The organism is Pseudomonas sp. BC42 (genome assembly GCF_021560055.1).
In the GTDB taxonomy this organism is placed as follows: Bacteria; Pseudomonadota; Gammaproteobacteria; order Pseudomonadales; family Pseudomonadaceae; genus Aquipseudomonas.
The window spans coordinates 1,832,540-1,847,982 of record NZ_CP091067.1; the positions used below are offsets into that span (position 1 = coordinate 1,832,540).

At 61.4% G+C, this 15,443-nt stretch carries 15 protein-coding genes; 6 read left to right on the forward strand and 9 right to left on the reverse strand.

Annotation, left to right across the window (positions count from 1 at the left end; genetic code table 11):
• Positions 1–97: 97 nt before the first annotated feature.
• Together L1O02_RS08755 and L1O02_RS08760 are read right to left on the reverse strand one after the other, a co-directional pair.
• Entirely contained in the window at positions 98–1,267 is a 1,170-nt protein-coding gene (locus L1O02_RS08755) for a catalase family protein (protein WP_108546107.1), read from the reverse strand.
• Positions 1,264–3,072: a di-heme-cytochrome C peroxidase gene (locus L1O02_RS08760; RefSeq protein ID WP_108546106.1), complete on the reverse strand. Its 1,809-nt coding sequence runs from the start codon at positions 3,070–3,072 to the stop codon at positions 1,264–1,266. The genes L1O02_RS08755 and L1O02_RS08760 overlap by 4 nt, the downstream gene beginning before the upstream one ends.
• A gap of 269 nt (positions 3,073–3,341) precedes the next feature.
• On the opposite strand from L1O02_RS08760, the gene L1O02_RS08765 reads away from it, so the two are divergent.
• From L1O02_RS08765 to L1O02_RS08785, 5 genes are all read left to right on the forward strand, one after another.
• Positions 3,342–4,055 (forward strand): FKBP-type peptidyl-prolyl cis-trans isomerase, encoded by a 714-nt coding sequence (locus L1O02_RS08765; RefSeq protein WP_016963891.1) that lies wholly within the window; start codon positions 3,342–3,344, stop codon positions 4,053–4,055.
• A 291-nt stretch (positions 4,056–4,346) separates the two neighbouring features.
• Positions 4,347–4,802, forward strand: coding sequence for a YkvA family protein (locus tag L1O02_RS08770; protein WP_060844337.1), 456 nt, complete (start codon positions 4,347–4,349; stop codon positions 4,800–4,802).
• 114 nt (positions 4,803–4,916) lie between these two features.
• Complete coding sequence (locus tag L1O02_RS08775) at positions 4,917–5,258, forward strand: helix-turn-helix transcriptional regulator (protein ID WP_060845168.1); 342 nt, start codon at positions 4,917–4,919, stop codon at positions 5,256–5,258.
• Positions 5,255–5,626, forward strand: coding sequence for a hypothetical protein (locus L1O02_RS08780; protein ID WP_003179080.1), 372 nt, complete (start codon positions 5,255–5,257; stop codon positions 5,624–5,626). The genes L1O02_RS08775 and L1O02_RS08780 overlap by 4 nt, the downstream gene beginning before the upstream one ends.
• Positions 5,627–6,043: a sel1 repeat family protein gene (locus L1O02_RS08785; RefSeq protein WP_060840516.1), complete on the forward strand. Its 417-nt coding sequence runs from the start codon at positions 5,627–5,629 to the stop codon at positions 6,041–6,043. It begins immediately after the preceding gene.
• On the opposite strand, the gene L1O02_RS08790 is transcribed toward L1O02_RS08785, so the two are convergent.
• A complete protein-coding gene (locus L1O02_RS08790; RefSeq protein WP_060844336.1) occupies positions 5,994–7,820 on the reverse strand; it encodes a bifunctional diguanylate cyclase/phosphodiesterase in 1,827 nt (608 codons plus the stop codon). The two genes, L1O02_RS08785 and L1O02_RS08790, sit on opposite strands and share 50 nt — an antisense overlap.
• A 134-nt stretch (positions 7,821–7,954) precedes the next feature.
• A complete protein-coding gene (locus tag L1O02_RS08795) occupies positions 7,955–10,039 on the reverse strand; it encodes a carboxy terminal-processing peptidase (RefSeq protein WP_164990745.1) in 2,085 nt (694 codons plus the stop codon).
• Positions 10,040–10,177: 138 nt separating this feature from the next.
• On the opposite strand from L1O02_RS08795, the gene L1O02_RS08800 reads away from it, so the two are divergent.
• A complete protein-coding gene (locus tag L1O02_RS08800; protein ID WP_060840513.1) occupies positions 10,178–11,140 on the forward strand; it encodes an NAD(P)H-quinone oxidoreductase in 963 nt (320 codons plus the stop codon).
• A gap of 105 nt (positions 11,141–11,245) precedes the next feature.
• On the opposite strand, the gene L1O02_RS08805 is transcribed toward L1O02_RS08800, so the two are convergent.
• From L1O02_RS08805 to L1O02_RS08825, 5 genes are read right to left on the reverse strand one after another with little or no spacing between them, the layout of a single operon-like run.
• The gene (locus L1O02_RS08805; RefSeq protein WP_060840512.1) at positions 11,246–11,899 is read right to left on the reverse strand and encodes an HAD family hydrolase; all 654 of its coding nucleotides are present in this window, start codon (positions 11,897–11,899) and stop codon (positions 11,246–11,248) included.
• 40 nt (positions 11,900–11,939) lie between these two features.
• Positions 11,940–12,929, reverse strand: coding sequence for an ABC transporter ATP-binding protein (locus L1O02_RS08810; RefSeq protein WP_060840511.1), 990 nt, complete (start codon positions 12,927–12,929; stop codon positions 11,940–11,942).
• Entirely contained in the window at positions 12,926–13,726 is an 801-nt protein-coding gene (locus L1O02_RS08815) for an ABC transporter permease (RefSeq protein WP_060840510.1), read from the reverse strand. The genes L1O02_RS08810 and L1O02_RS08815 overlap by 4 nt, the downstream gene beginning before the upstream one ends.
• A complete protein-coding gene (locus L1O02_RS08820; protein WP_060840509.1) occupies positions 13,713–14,558 on the reverse strand; it encodes an ABC transporter permease subunit in 846 nt (281 codons plus the stop codon). The genes L1O02_RS08815 and L1O02_RS08820 overlap by 14 nt, the downstream gene beginning before the upstream one ends.
• Positions 14,555–15,361 carry an alkaline phosphatase family protein gene (locus tag L1O02_RS08825; RefSeq protein ID WP_060844335.1) on the reverse strand — a complete coding sequence of 269 codons (807 nt, stop codon included), beginning with the start codon at positions 15,359–15,361 and terminating at the stop codon, positions 14,555–14,557. Before L1O02_RS08825 ends, L1O02_RS08820 begins: the two co-directional genes overlap by 4 nt.
• Positions 15,362–15,443: the final 82 nt, after the last annotated feature.

Genomic DNA, 15,443 nt, shown 5'->3' on the forward strand with positions numbered 1-15,443 from the left:
AGCCCGCTAACGCGGGCTTTTTGCTGTCTGGGATTTGGTTTGGTGCAGATCCTGTGCGAAAAAAAGCGGCCCTTGGGCCGCTTTTCTCGTTTATGGCTTACTGCTCGGCGTTTCGGCTATGCCGATAGTCGCTGACCGCTTCGTACACCGCCTTGCGCAAGCGGTTGATACCGCCAATGGGGCGATGGGCTTCGATGCCGAACCAGGGGTTGAAGGATTGGTTGTCGCAGGCCAGGTTCTGCACCGGGGTGTCGAAGTCCTGGGCAGGAATGGTCAAGCGGGCCACGGTTTCAAAGGGGGCGTCGCTTTCCTTCCATTCGATGCTGGTGTCTTCGATCGGCATGAACCGGCTCGGGTTCTGACGCTGGATCTGCAGGACGAAGCAGGCCGGAACCCGATCGGTGGAAAGTTGCTGGGTCAGGGCGCTGCGCAGGAAGTTGGGCAGGTCCTGATTCTGCGCCGGCAGGCTGTAGGCCGGGCAACTGTCAGGGTCCGGCATGACCCGGAACTTGGCGTTGGCATTGCCGAACTTGTAGGGCGAAACCGAGAAGTAAGTGCTCTGGGTCGGGCTGGCCGGTGCCGGTGACAGCGTGGCCAGGGCAATGAACAGGTGGCGGATCTGCCAACGGCGAGGATCCCAGCCAGGAAAGAAGGCACCGACTTTCTTGCCGTCCGCCTGCGCCGCGATGTTTTGCTGATACTCGGCCACATCGCTGACGAAGAAGTTCGGATGGTTGAACATCACAAAGTCCTGCTCGCGTCGCCCCGATTCCGCAGGGATCAACTGTTGCCCTGGCACCTCCAACAGTTTGATTGCCATGCCGCGGGCGTCGCGAATGCTGTCGAACTGCGGATAGGCATTGCCATTGGACAAGCGCACCGTCGCTTGCCAGGTCTGGCCAGGATTGGCGAACACGCCCTGGCGCAGCTCCGGACTCAGGTCCTTGAGGACCTGGACCTCGGCTTTTACGCAGCCATGGGCCTTGGCATGGGCATCGCGCAGGTAGCGGGTGCCCTCGCGGTGCTGGTCGACGATGCGCACGGCAGTCTGGATGATGTCCTGGGTGCGCGCGGCCTCATCGGCGGGAATCTGCTCTTGTACCGCCACCGGACCGCGGTGCTGCCAGGCGAACCAGGCGCTGGACAGCGCCCAGGCCAGGAGGCCGATGACCAGCAGCAGTAGCAGCGTCCTGCCCAGCAATGCGCCAAGGCGCAGCCACAGCCTGGCCAGCAGCGACGGTCGTTTTCTTGCGAGATCGAGTTTCATGGCAGTTGTGACTCCAGCGGTCCGCCCAGCACTTTCAGGTATTCCAGCAATGCCCAGCGCTCCTCCGGCTGCAGCAGCGGGCCGATAACCCCGTTGCCTCGCTGGCCGGCGCGGAACTCGTGACCGCTGTTGTGGTTGCCGCTGATGCGGGTGTCGAATTCAAAACCGTTCTTGAAGGCTTCCGGACGATAGCCCAGGTGTTTGGGGTCGTACTCGAAGGTGCCGCGATAGAAGGTCGTCGAGCGCTCCGATTGCGGAGACAGCAGTTGATACAGGTTGGGCACCGAGCCGTTGTGCAGGTAGGGCGGGGTTGCCCAGACCCCGGCCAGCGGGCGGGCCTTGTAGGCGCGCAGCTCGCGTACCCCGATTGGCAGGCCGTAGCCGTCCAGTCGTGGGCGCTCCTCGGGGCTGACCTTGGCGTCACGGTAGGCGCGTTCTTCAACGAAAGCGGTGATGTAGGCCAGGCCCTTGGCCGCCGAGAGTTGACGCAGGTCCAGCGGTTCGGTGGGCGTCGGGTGCAGCTCGACATTGGATTTTGCCAGCTCGGCGGTATCCCACTGCAGGGCGCTGAGGTCATAGCGCAGGTCGGCGATATTGCTGGCGGAGTTCGGGTCGGTGCCAATCACGGAAACCGGGAGCATTTTCAGATGTTGAACCGGTCGGCCGTTGGACTCGCTCACCGACGGCTGATGGCAGCCAGCGCAATGCTGGGCGAACAGCTCACGACCCTTGGCCGCCAGGGGCTTGTCGACGGCGCCCAGCAGTGTTTCCGGCCAGGCAGGTGGCTTGAGGCGCTGCAAGGTTTCTTCGATGAGGTTGAGGTCACGAACCCGCACGCTGGATGGATAGCGTGATTCGCCAGTGAGCGGCTGGCCGTTGGCGTCGAACAGGTTCAGGGTCGCGCCGACGCCTAGGGCTTCGCCGATATTGCGCGCCATGGGTTGCTGCGCCGAGCCGTTCCACTGTACCCAGTCGAATGTCCAGATATCCCACAGTTGCGGATAGTCCACGGGGGCGTTGGCGATGCGGTAGTTCTCTGGGGAAATCGCGTCGCCGAAACTGGCGTTGGCGATGCGTCCGAATGCGTCGGTACGGCCCGGCCCTTCCTCGGTGGGATAAAGGCCGCGGTGGGTATCGTTCCAGGCCACTTGCAGGAAGTTGTCCAGTGAGCGCTTGAAGTCTTTGCGCAGTTGCGGGTGCTGCGCCTCGTAGTTGTCGCCCAGGACTTTGCGAGCGAAACGCTCGAACTTCCAGGGGTTGTAGTAGGTGGCGGTAAGGCTGGCCACCAGCGCCTGGCCGAAGCTGCCGCCGCGCAGGGTCGGCACGCTTGAAGGCAGTACGTGTTGCGCCGAGCCTCCGTCGATCCGCAGGGCCTGATGGTTGAAGCGCAGTTCGCCGGTGTGACAGGCCGCGCAGGTGATGTCCAGGTATTGTTCCGGGCTGCCGGGGTTTTGGTGGCGCGCGAAGCCTACCGGAAGGTTGCCGGGATTCTGCGCTGTGGCTTTCTGTCCGGGCTCCACCAGAAAGCCGAAGCGTGCCAGGTACTCGGGAGCGGCAAAGGACTGTTCGGAGAAGGGCAGTTCCAGGGCAACAAACCATTCATAGCGCAGGCCTTTGACCTGGGTGCCTTGGGGGGTGAAATAGTAGGTCTGGCGGTCTGCTGCATCCCACTGATCCAGGTAGTGCACCTGTTCGACGGGGACATATTCCGCCAGCTTGGGGTTGGCGATGTAGTACAGGACCACGGCCAGGACTGTGCCGATCAGTACGGCGATTATCAGTAATACACGGTAGATGAGGCGCAAGATGTACGTCCTTGTCGAATTTGCCTTCCTTATGCCTGAGCGTCATTGACGCGGCAAGTAGCCATTACTTGCGCTATGGTTATTCGCGCTCGTTCCAGCGCCTCATTCAGCCGCCTGGGCGGGGCGTTCTCCACAGCACAAAAACGTGTTTAAAGACGTGAACTTATCAGACATTTACTACTCTTACGCCGGTAGCCATTGGTCGTGGTCGCCTGATAAGCTCGCGGCTTTATTCGATTGCCCTTTAGGCGCATGAACAAGGAAATAGCATGAAACAGCATCGGTTGGCGGCGGCGGTGGCCCTGGTTAGCCTGGTACTTGCGGGTTGTGATTCGCAGACCAGCGTAGAGCTGAAAACCCCGGCGCAAAAAGCTTCCTACGGTATCGGCCTGAACATGGGCAAGAGCCTGGCTCAGGAAGGCATGGATGACCTGGATTCCAAAGCCGTAGCCCAGGGCATCGAAGATGCCGTCGGCAAGAAAGAACAGAAGCTGAAAGACGAAGAACTGGTCGAAGCCTTTGCCGCGCTGCAAAAGCGTGCTGAAGAGCGTATGGCCAAGATGAGCGAAGAGTCGGCGGCTGCCGGCAAGAAATTCCTCGAAGAAAACGGCAAGAAGGCCGGCGTGACCACCACCGCTTCCGGCCTGCAGTACGAAGTGTTGAAGAAGGCCGATGGCGCTCAGCCAAAGCCGACTGACGTGGTCACCGTTCACTACACCGGTACCCTGACCAACGGCACCGTGTTCGACAGCTCGGTTGAGCGTGGCAGCCCGATCGATCTGCCGGTCAGCGGCGTGATCCCTGGTTGGGTTGAAGGCCTGCAACTGATGCACGTAGGTGAGAAGTACAAGTTGTACATCCCAAGCGATCTGGCTTATGGCGCGCAGAGCCCAAGCCCGTCGATCCCGGCCAACTCGGTGCTGGTATTCGAGTTGGAACTGCTGGGGATCAAGGATCCAGCCAAGCAGGACGCCGCCAAGTAACCTGTCTTTGCGCCTGAAGCAACGCCCCGTTTTACGGGGCGTTGTCGTTTCTGCAAGGCTCATCTGGCAATTAATCCGAACCTGCGGCCTCGTCGGTGGTCAGAACGGGTTGTCAGCTGCGGGTAGTCGTTGAGGGCTGCCAAGTCAATGAAATTATGGGTTTTTTTATGTGAGTAAAAAACGCCCGATCTGAGCTCAGCCCTTGTGAGACGGGGCTTTCAGCCGTGAAAAATAGCTCTGTTCACAAGGTTATCCACAATTTGTGTGGATAACATTTCAGTGGGAGTGATGATGAAAACACCCTGGAACTTTGCTCGCTTCCTGCCTTTGGCGGGCCGGTTGCTGAGCCGCGGTCGTTTGCCGACGCTATTGTTCGCTGTCGCCAGCAAGGGGGCGATTCAGGGAGGGCGCTTGGGCAAGGTCAAAGAGGACCTGCGCCTGCTCCAGGCGTTATGCCTGGCTTACTGGCGAGGCGAATATCGGGCAATCAGCGCCAAGTCCTTGTTGTCGGTGGTGGCGGGGCTGATGTATTTCCTCAGTCCGGTGGACGCGATTCCCGATTTCATCCCGGTGTTCGGCATGCTCGACGACATTGCCGTGCTGGCCTGGCTGATGAAGACCCTGGATGACGAGCTCAGCGCCTTCCGCGCCTGGCGTGGCCGGCAGCGGCCGGAAAAGCTGGCGGTAGTCGAACGTCTGCCGGATACACCGGAACAGCTGCGGTTGGAGGGGCCACGGCAAAATTGAGTCGATTGACTCGCAGGTTCAACAATCATGCTCCCCGCGACCGCAGCCGCTGTTAGGATTACACTTCAAAGGAAAAGTCCGACTCGATAAGTGTCGTTGTCCTACGGGGTAGTAATGGATATTCAGATTATTGAACGCGATGGCGAGCCCGAATACGCGGTTCTGCCGTGGGCTCAGTATCAAGCTTTATTGACAGCCGCAGGCCTCACCGAACCACTATCGCATGCTGGCGCTACGTCTCAGGCAGCGCCACCGGCCCAGAGTCTTCCGGGCCTGGATCAATTACGCAATCTGCGCGAAGGGAAGGGCATCGCCATCGAGGCGCTGGCCCGCAAAGTAGGTATCAGTCCGTCTTACCTGGCCCTGATTGAAAGTGGCGAGCGTCACCCTGACGCTGCGATTCGCCGCAGCCTGGCCTGGGAATTGACGGTGCCGGGGTGGAGGGAGCAATCGTGAGTGTAAGGATCAGTCGTCAGCACTGGGATGGGCTGTTGGGTGAGCTGGATCAAGCCCGTCGTCAACGTCACCTTTTAACCTATCGTGCGCTGCTGGAGCGATTGCAACTGCCCAGTCCGGCGATGCAGACCTTAACGGCCGCTCTGGAGCACCTGGCGGCCCTGGATGCCCGGGCCGAACAGCCGCTGCGCAGCTCATTGGTGATCAGCCAGGGCGCCAGTCGTTTGCCGCGGACCGGATTCTTCGAGTGTGTCGAGCGCCTTGGACGTTTTTCCGGGCCTTCCGACGGGGTGGCTGCCGCTTCATGGCACGCTTCGGAGGTGGTGCGTGTGTTCGAGTACGAATACCCCGAATCAGCGGAGGCTTGAATGTTCCTGCCACTCAAGGCACGTCTCGGTTATTGGTTGGCGCGCCGCTTGTTTCATTGGCCCTGGTTTATCCGTCAACCCCGTATCTGGCGTTGGATGGAAGGGCAGTTCGCGCGCATGGCCAATCTGGGTAACGTCGCTGCGCAGAGTTTCTATGGGCATATCCTGACCTTTCGCGGACAAGGGCTGGGTGCGCGTGAGGAAGGTCAGCGTCTGTTGCGCCTGGCGGCATTGGCGGGTGACGGCAAAGCGGCCTATCAGCTTGGTGTGATCAGTCTGGCCGGCTCGCCCAGCAAGGCGCCCGATGCGGCCGAGGCCGCCCGTTGGTGGCGGCTCTCGGCGCAGGCCGGTCATCCTCTTGCGGAGCTCAAACTGATGCAGCTCGATCAATCGGCTGATCCCGCAGCGGCTCATTGAGGGAGTGCGTTCCCAGGCTGGCTGCGGCATCCAGGCTGTCGATCACATGGATGCTGTAGCCCTGGACGTTCTTGGCGTGATGCTTGGCCTGGGAGGCCAGTTCTGCCAGCTGACTGGAGTCCAGTTGTCCACAGGCCTCCGAATACAGGTGCACCACGCCGATAGACAGCGATAGCAGGGGAAATTCCTGGCGCACTCCCTGGCGGTTGGGCGCGACAAAACAGCCGGCTTCCAGGTGTTCGCTGCGATAGAAGCGCCGACACTGACTGTGGAAGTCGTCCAGCAGCTGATTCAGGCGCCTGCGCCAGTCTTCCGGCCCCAGCACCAGCAAGAAGTCATCGCCGCCGATATGCCCGACGAAGTCGCGGCTGGGATCGACCCGATCATTCAGGCATTGAGCCAGGCACAGCAGCACTTCATCGCCACGGCCGTAACCGTAGATATCGTTGAAGGGCTTGAAGCTGTCGATATCCACATAGCAGATCACCGATTCCCGTCCCTGCTGTAGCAAGCGCGTCAGGCACTGCTGGATGGGGACGTTGCCCGGCAGCAGGGTCAAGGGGTTGGCGTAGCGTGCCTGCTGGATTTTCAGCTCGGTGATCAGCTTGAGTACGTCTATGACCCGCCCCAGTCCCAGGTACTGGCCGTTGAGGGTGATGATGAAGTCTTCCTCGATGCGTTGTCGTGCGCGACTGGTGATCAGGCGACTGACCTGCTGCAGGGATTGGCTGAGTTCGACGGCGAGGAAATCGTCGTTCATCAGGCGACTGATGGGTTTGCGGGCAAACAGGTCGGTGGCGAAGGGTTTGAGCAGGGCGTCCGAGAGTGAATGTCGATGAACGATCCCGCAGGGCTGGCCCTGCTCGTCAAGAACAGCCAGGGAATTGAGGTTGGCTTGCCGGCGAAAGGCTTCCAGGACGTTGGCCGTGGGGGTATTGCGGGCAACCGCCGGCTGCTCGTTGAGCAAGGCGCTGAGATCGCTGCCTTCGTCGTTGAGCGCCACGCTGGGGTTGTCGTGTTTGGGCATCATCGTCCGCGCATCACGGGGCGGCTGCTCCTGCGGCCGGCACAGCAAGTAGCCCTGGACCAGATCGACCCCCATTTCCGTGAGCACCGCCAGCTCCTCGAACATCTCGATGCCTTCGGCGATGACCTGGGCGCGGGAAGCCTTGGCGATCTGCAGGATCGAACCGACGAACTCGCGTTTGAGCGCGTCCTGATGAATGCCATCGATAAAGTGTCGATCGATCTTCACATAATCCGGTCGCAACTCGGACCACAGGCGCAGGCTTGAATAGCCGGCGCCGAGGTCGTCCAGGGCGATGGAAAATCCCATGTCGCGGTAGTGATGCAGAGCATTCTGCAGCAGCTGAAAGTCGTCGATGGGCGTCTGTTCGGTGAGTTCGATCACCACCTGACTCGGCGGGATGCCGAAGTCCTGCAGCAGTTGCAGGGTGCGCCCGGGCTGGTGGGCCGCTTCCAGCAGGGATTCGGGGGAGACGTTGAGAAATAGTTTGCCGGGCAGTTGCTGCTCGCTGAAGCGTTTGCAGGCGCTGTGGCGGCAGGCGATCTCCAGTTCGCTCAGGCGGCCGGCCTGGCGTGCCACCGCAAACAGGGCGACAGGGGAGTGCAGGGGGCTGTTGGAGGGGCCGCGACTCAAGGCTTCGTAACCCAGGATGCGCCGCTCGGAAAGGCTGATGATCGGTTGGAACAGGCTGTGCAAACCGCTTTGAGCCAGGATTGAACTCAATGCACTCAGCTGTTCGGTCGTGGTCATGGCGATCTCTGTCGATGAAAAAAGGACCGGGCGCCGCTCCAGTTCAAGAGCGGCGCCCGGTCCTTTATTTCACGACAGAATGATGACTGTTTAATGACGATCCGGGGAGCGATCGAATTAAATTGCCATCATCTTCAGTGCTTGGCCACCGAGGTGTTGAGCTTCAGATAGTCCAGCAGGATGCGCCCGGTTTCACTCAGGTAGGCGTCATCTTCCGGCTTGGTCTTGTCCGGCTCGGCAGCGGCCAGCGCGTCTTCGTCCTCTTTCTTCAGCTCTTTGAGCGGCTCTTCGCCCTTGGCCTTGCGACGAGCGTTTTCCAGGGCCAGTTGCTTGGCTTCGATGTCGGCATGTTGTGCGCGACGCTCGGCTTCGTTGAGGCTGACGGTCTTTTCCGCCATCAGTTTCTGTGCCAGGGCCAGTTTGTCGCGGATGAACACGAACTCCGGATCTTTCGCCGAACGGCTTTCGTGTTCGGCCTTGAGCTGGGCCAGGAACGGCTTGAACGGATCCATGGCGGGCTTGATGGCCGGGCGGATGGTGTCCCATGGCATGGCTTCAGGCAGGGCGCTTTCGCCGATTTCCTTGGTGTCGATGATCGATGGGTAGCCGATATCCGGCAGCACGCCTTGATGCTGGGTGCTCTGTCCGGAAACCCGGTAGAACTTGGCCAGGGTCAGCTTCAGCTCGCCGTGGTTAAGTGGCTGGATGGTCTGCACCGTGCCTTTACCGAAGGTCTGGCCACCGATGATCAGTGCGCGGTGGTAGTCCTGCATGGCGCCGGCGAAAATTTCCGAAGCCGAAGCCGAGAGGCGGTTGACCAACAGCGCCATCGGCCCTTTGTAGAAGGCGCCGGGGTTTTCGTCTTCGAGCACATCCACACGGCCATCGGCGTTGCGTACCAGGACGGTCGGGCCCTTGTCGATAAACAGGCTGGTCAGTTCGGTGGCTTCCTGGAGAGAGCCGCCGCCGTTGTTGCGCAGGTCGATGACGACACCGTCGACCTTGTCTTTCTGCAACTCGGTCAGCAGTTTCTTCACGTCGCGGGTGGTGCTCTTGTAGTCCGGATCACCGGCGCGGAAGGCCTTGAAGTCCAGGTAGAAGGCCGGGATCTCGATCACCCCGAGCTTGTAGTCCTTGCCGTCCTGCTTGAGGTTGAGGATCGACTTCTTCACTGCCTGGTCTTCGAGCTTCACCGCTTCACGGGTGATGGGCACGATCTTGCTGGTCTGATCATTTGGCGCGTTGCTTGCCGGGATCACTTCCAGGCGCACCAGGGTACCTTTCGGGCCGCGGATCAGCTTGACCACTTCGTCCAGGCGCCAGCCCACCACGTCGACCATTTCCTTGTTGCCCTGGGCAACGCCGATGATCTTGTCCGCAGGCGCTACTTGCTTGGTCTTGTCCGCCGGGCCTGCCGGCACCAGGCGCACGACCTTGACCTGGTCGTTGTCGCTCTGCAATACGGCGCCGATGCCTTCCAGCGACAGGCTCATGTTGATGTCGAAGTTTTCCGCGTTATCCGGCGACAGATAATTGGTGTGCGGATCGTAGGACATGGCGAAGGTGTTGATGTAGGCCTGGAAGATATCTTCGGCTCGGGTCTGGTCCAGGCGCGCCAGTTGGTTCTTGTAGCGCTTGGTCAGGGTTTCCTGGATCTGCTTGGGATCCTTGCCGGCGATCTTCATCCGCAGCACTTCGTCCTTGACGCGTTTGCGCCACAGGTCGTCGAGTTCTGCGGTGGTCTTGAGCCATGGCGCGTCCTTGCGGTCGATCAGCAAGGTTTCCTTGGCGTTGAAGTCGATCTTGTCGACGCCTTTGTTGAGTTCCGCGAGGGCGAAGTCCAGACGCGCTTTGACCCGGTCCAGATAACGCTTGTAGATGGTGAACCCGGCGTTCAGGTCGCCGCTCTTGAGGAAGTCGTCAAACTGGGTTTTCCATTTGTCGAATTCCGCAATGTCGCTGGCCAGAAAGTAGCTGCGCGACGGATCCAGCAGCTTCAGGTAGCTGTCATAGATGATCACCGAGCGCGCATCGTCCAGCGGCGGTTTGCTGTAATGGTGGCGTTTGAGCAGTTCTACAACATTGAGGCTGGCAATTACCTCATCGCGATCGGGCTGAAGGTTGTCCCAGCTATTGGCTGCGAACGTATTGGTCGACATCGGCAGTAAGCCGAAACCAATGAAAAGGGCGAGGGCGGTGCTGGGGAACAAATGCTTCATGCTGATTCGACGCGGGGGCAATTGATAACGCATATTAGGCCGTCTTTGAAGTCGCCGGTTCCATAAGGGCCGGTCGCATAATGCAAAAAGCCCGGTGCTACCGCTCCGGGCTCAGTCCAGACTCACTATGGAGGCACTGTGAAAGCATTGCAAGGCGTTGAAGGTCATGTGGAGTGGGTTGAAGAACCAAGTCCGGCCTGTGATGTAGGGCAAGTTCGCATTCGTGTGGCGGCTGCGGGGCTCAATCGTGCCGATCTGCTGCAGCGAGCCGGACTTTATCCGCCGCCGCCGGGAGCCAGCCCGATCCTGGGGCTGGAGTGCTCCGGGATTATCAGCGAAGTCGGCCCGGGTTCGTCCTGGCAGATCGGCGATCGGGTGTGCGCGCTGCTCGCCGGTGGCGGCATGGCCGAGGAAGTGGTGGTGGATGCGCGCCATGTGCTGCCGGTGCCTGAGGGGCTGTCCCTGGTCGAGGCGGCGGCACTGCCCGAGGTCTACGCCACCGCCTGGCTCAATCTGTTCCAACTGGCGGCGCTCAAGCCCGGGGAGAAGGTGCTGTTGCACGCCGGGGCCAGTGGTGTCGGTTCGGCCGCCATTCAATTGTGCAAGGCGTTCGGCAATCCGTGTTGGGTCAGTGTCGGTTCCGCCGATCGCCTGGCCTATTGCGAAAGCCTGGGTGCCCAGGGCGGTGTGGTACGCACCGATGGCCTGGAGGCGCTGCGGGACTTCGGCCCATTCGATGTCGTCCTTGATCCGGTAGGCGCCAATTACGCGGCCGACAACATCAAGTTGCTGGCCGTGGATGGACGTTGGGTGTTGATTGGCTTGATGGGAGGGCGCGAAGCGCAATTGGACCTGGCCCAGGTTCTGGCCAAGCGCATCCAGTTGCTGGGCTCGACCCTGCGCAGCCGCAACGAGCAGTTCAAGGCCGACCTGCTGAGCGACCTCGGGCAAAATGTCTGGCCGCTGTTCACCGAAGGGCGTCTGAGCCCGCAGTTGGCCAAGACCTTCCCGATTCAGGACGCTGAAGCCGCCTTCGCCGAACTGGCGACCAACAAGGTGTCGGGCAAGCTGGTGCTGGTGATCGACTCCAGCTTGATCTGAACCCTGTAGAAGCAGGCCTGCCGACGAAGGGGGCGTCAGGCCTGACAGGCTGCTGGCTGGCCGCCAGCTCCTGCACGAGCCAGCTTCGGGGATCTTGGGGGTGGGTCACTTCCAGTGATGGATCAGCCAGCCGGCCTTCTCGGCGTGCTCACGCAATACCGGGTCCGGGTTCACCACTTGCGGATGATCCACTCGCAGCAGCAACGGCAGGTCGTTGCGCGAGTCGGAGTAGAAGGTCGCGCCTTCCAGGTTTTCTTCCTCGGCATCCAGCCATTCCAGCAGACGGGTGATCTTGCCTTCGCGGTAAGTCAGGGTGCCAACGGTGCGGCCACTGTAGACCCCATGCTGCACTTCCAGCTCGATGCCCAGCACTTCGTCGATGCCCAGGCGGGCCGCTATCGGCTTCACCAGATGGGTGCCCGAGGCCGAGATCACCAGGATCCGGTCGCCGGCCTGGCGATGGGCGGCAATGGCCTTGCAGGCATCGCTGAAGATGATCGGTTCGATCACCTCTTCGACCCAGGGCTCGACCAGGTGCGCGACTTCTTGCGGCGTGCGTCCGGTCATGGGCTCCAGGCTGAAGTCCATGAACTCCTCCATGGCCAGCTTGCCATGGCTGTAGGCGTCCATCAGTTCATGGTTGCGGCGCATGAACGATTCGCTGTCGACCCAGCCCAGGCGGCCCATCTGTTCGCTCCAGAGGGTGGCGCAGTCGCCGTGAATCAGGGTTTCGTCCAGATCAAAAATTGCCAAGGCCATCAGTGCCGCTCTCTCTTCAGGATCAATTGCGTGAATGCCATCAGGCTACCTCACACAGGGCTGCCGGATCGATGGTCAATGCCAGACGCTGGCCGTCTGCATGAAGGTCATCGGCCGAACGATTGAGTACATCCACCACCAGTTCCACGCCACGGGCTTCGATCCGATAGCGGATCACGTTGCCCAGCAGGCTGTGACTGCGTACCAGGGCATCGAGTTGCCCTTCCTTGCGCAGTTCGATGGCTTCCGGGCGAATGGCGATGCGCCCGTTGACCGGCCGTTGCAACAACTTGCTGGCGCTCTCGGCGGACAGCAGGTTGTAGTTGCCGATAAAGCCCGCGGCGAAGGCATCCACCGGTGCGGTGTAGAGGGTTTCGGCGTCGCCACTCTGGACGATCTTGCCCTGGTTCATCAGGAAGATCCGGTCGGACAGGGTCAGCGCTTCCTCCTGGTCGTGGGTGACGAAGATGGTCGTCAGTCCCAACTCCCGCTGGATGTTGCGGATCTGTTCACGCAGGTGCTTGCGGATCCGCGCATCCAGGGCCGACAGCGGTTCGTCCAGCAACAGCAGGCGCGGGCGGGTCACCAGGGAGCGGGCCAGGGCCACGCGCTGGCACTGGCCGCCGGACAGTTGATGCGGGTAGCGGCTGGCGTAGTCGTTGAGCTCCACCAGTTGCAGGGCTTCCTGCACACGCTTGTGGCTGTCGTCGGCGTTGACCTTCTGCATGCGCAGGCCAAAGGCCACGTTCTGTTCCACCGTCATGTTGGGAAACAGCGCGTAGCTCTGGAACACCATGCCAATCCCGCGTTTCTGCGGGCTCAGGGGCACGATGTCCTGGCCGTCGAGGAGGATCTTGCCGCCGTCCACCGGGGTCAGCCCGGCGATGCAGCGCAGCAGCGTGGATTTGCCGCAGCCGGACGGGCCCAGCAGGGTGACGAACTCGCCCTTGCGGATTTCGCAATTGATGTCGCTGAACACCGTGGTGCCGGCGTAGTTCTTTTGCAGGTGTTGGACGCTGACGAAGCTCATTGGCTTTTGTCCTTGTTCAAGATGTTGGCGGCCCAGGTCAGAACCAGCACAAAGAAGAAGTAGGAAATCACCAGGGCGCTGGTGAAGTGGCCGCTGCTGTTGCGCATGTTGTTCAGGTAGACCTGCAGGGTTTCATAGCGGGTGCCCACCAGGATGTTGGCGAACACGAACTCGCCGAACAGGAACGAGAACGACAGCAGCAGCGCCACCATCAGGCCCTTGCGCAGGTTCGGCAGGACCACCAGGAAGGCCGCCTGCCAGGTGCTGGCGCCGAGCAGTTGGGCGGCGTCCATCAGGTCCCGCAGGTTGATCGCCTGCAGGTTGTTGGTGATGGCCCGGTACATGAACGGCAGCGCCACGGTGAAGTAGCAGCCGATCAGGATCCAGGGCGTGCCGACCATGGCCAGGGGCCCCGAACCATAGAGCTGCAGCAGGCCCACCGAGGACACCACCGGCGGCACCGCGAAGGGCAGCAGGATCAGGATGTTCATCAGCGCATCGAGCTTGGGAAAGTGGTAGTGCACCACGAACAGCAGCGGCAGGATCAAGACCACCGACAGCACCAGCGCGCCGACGCAGACCAGCAGCGACTGGCCGAAGGCGTTGAGAAAGCGCGGGTCACTCCACAGTTGCAGGTACCACTTGAAGGTCAAGCCGCTGGGCAGGATGGTGGCCGACCAACTGCTGGCGATGGAGTAGACAAAGGTCCCCAGCAGCGGCAGCAGCAGGATGGCGAACAGCAAGTAGACCACCACCCGGTGGTAGAGCGCGGCGGAGCCGGGTTCAGCGCGAGACATGGTAGCTCCTCTTCAACAGCAGCTGATGGACGATGGTCACCAGGGTCATCAGCGCTACCAGCACCACGGCCAGGGCGCTGGCCATGTTCGGATCCAGGGAGATGTCCCCAGAAACCATGGCGGCGATGCGGATCGGCAGCACGTTGAAGTTGCCGGTGGTCAGGGCATAGACCGTGGCATAGGCGCCCAGGGCGTTGGCCAGGAGGATGACGAAGGTGCCGAGCAATGCCGGGGTCAGCACCGGCAGGCCGATATGCCGCCAGAACTGCCAGCCGCTGGCCCCCAGTAGCGCGGCGGATTCGCGCCAGTCTTCCCGCAGGGCGTCGAAGGCCGGATAGAGCAGCAGCACGCCCAGGGGAATCTGGAAGTAGGTGTAGAGGATGATCAGCCCGGTCTTGGAGTACAGGTTGAAGTCCTGAATGATCCCCGACTGCTTGAGCATGATGGTGATGGTGCCGTTGAAACCCAGGAGGATGATGAAGGCAAAGGCCAGGGGCACACCGGCGAAGTTGCTGGTCATGTTGGCGAAGGCGTTGACGAAGTTGCGCAGCCTGGAGTCCACCCGGCGCAGCGAGTAGCTGCCCAGCACGGCGATGATGATGCCGAACACGCTGGACCAGAAACTGATCTCCAGGCTGTACTGGATGGCCTGCAGATAGAACTTCGAACTGAAGATCTTGCTGAAGTTGGCCAGGCCCCAGCCGAACTCTTCCGACTGCAGGCTGTTGATCAGCACCCATGCCAGCGGGGCGATCTGGAACACGATGAAGAACAGGGCAAAGGGCACCAGGCACAGCGCCGCCAGCCATTTGCCGCGGGTCACTGAATTCACTGCAACAGCTCCCGGCAGAAAGGTTTGTCATGGGGCACGCCCAGCAGTTGGCAGACGGTGCCGCACAGCTCGGTTTGTTTGGGCGTGGCGTTGGGGTCGAGGCTGAAGGCATCGCCGAGCACGAACAGCGGGACTTCCCGCTCCTCGGCCAGCAGGCCGTTGTGCGAGCGGTCGTTGTTCATGCCGTGGTCGGCCGTCACCAGCACCTGATAGCCGGCCTCGAGCCAGCCTTGCAGATAGTCGGCGAGGATGATGTCCGCCGAGCGCGCGCTGTTGCGGTACTGGGCGCTGTCCAGGCCGTGCTTGTGCCCGGCATCGTCGATGTTCATCGGGTGCACCAGGAGCAGGTTCGGCTGATGACGCAGGCGCAGGTGCTCCGCATCGGCGAACAGGTGGGAATCGGGGTAGTGATCGCTCCAGTAGAAGTGGCCGTACTGGATCGGCAGTTCCGGGTTGGCGGTATGGCGGTCACGGGGGGCGTTGAACGGGCTGCGGTTGTAGAGCTCGCTGACCCAGTGGTAAGCCGCCGCGGCGGTGATCAGGCCGGCCTCGCGGGCATAGTGGAACAGGCTGCGCTGGGTGGACAGGCGCGAGACCTGGTTGTGCACGATGCCGCTGTCGATGGGGGCGACACCGGTGAGGATGCATTCGTACAGGGGCCGGGACAGGGCCGGCAACTCGCATTGCAACTTGTACAGGGCGGCGCGGCCTGCGCCGACGTAGGCTTGCAGGTGGCCCATGGCGTGTCGGGCCACTTCGTGGTTGAGGCCGTCGAGCACCACAAGAATGACGTTGTGCTTCATGAACGGGGAAACTCCGGGATCAGGCGGCGCATGGAACCTGTAGGAGCGGCCGCACGGCACTGCGTATGCCGGCGAAGGCGTC

Excerpts from the sequence above, each read along its gene's own strand:
- L1O02_RS08755 (WP_108546107.1), bottom strand. The coding sequence starts at position 1,267 with ATGAAACTCGATCTCGCAAGAAAACGACCGTCGCTGCTGGCCAGGCTG.
- L1O02_RS08765 (WP_016963891.1), top strand. The coding sequence starts at position 3,342 with ATGAAACAGCATCGGTTGGCGGCGGCGGTGGCCCTGGTTAGCCTGGTA.
- L1O02_RS08770 (WP_060844337.1), top strand. The coding sequence starts at position 4,347 with ATGAAAACACCCTGGAACTTTGCTCGCTTCCTGCCTTTGGCGGGCCGG.
- L1O02_RS08775 (WP_060845168.1), top strand. The coding sequence starts at position 4,917 with ATGGATATTCAGATTATTGAACGCGATGGCGAGCCCGAATACGCGGTT.
- L1O02_RS08785 (WP_060840516.1), top strand. The coding sequence starts at position 5,627 with ATGTTCCTGCCACTCAAGGCACGTCTCGGTTATTGGTTGGCGCGCCGC.
- L1O02_RS08790 (WP_060844336.1), bottom strand. The coding sequence starts at position 7,820 with ATGACCACGACCGAACAGCTGAGTGCATTGAGTTCAATCCTGGCTCAA.
- L1O02_RS08795 (WP_164990745.1), bottom strand. The coding sequence starts at position 10,039 with ATGAAGCATTTGTTCCCCAGCACCGCCCTCGCCCTTTTCATTGGTTTC.
- L1O02_RS08805 (WP_060840512.1), bottom strand. The coding sequence starts at position 11,899 with ATGGCCTTGGCAATTTTTGATCTGGACGAAACCCTGATTCACGGCGAC.
- L1O02_RS08810 (WP_060840511.1), bottom strand. The coding sequence starts at position 12,929 with ATGAGCTTCGTCAGCGTCCAACACCTGCAAAAGAACTACGCCGGCACC.
- L1O02_RS08815 (WP_060840510.1), bottom strand. The coding sequence starts at position 13,726 with ATGTCTCGCGCTGAACCCGGCTCCGCCGCGCTCTACCACCGGGTGGTG.
- L1O02_RS08825 (WP_060844335.1), bottom strand. The coding sequence starts at position 15,361 with ATGAAGCACAACGTCATTCTTGTGGTGCTCGACGGCCTCAACCACGAA.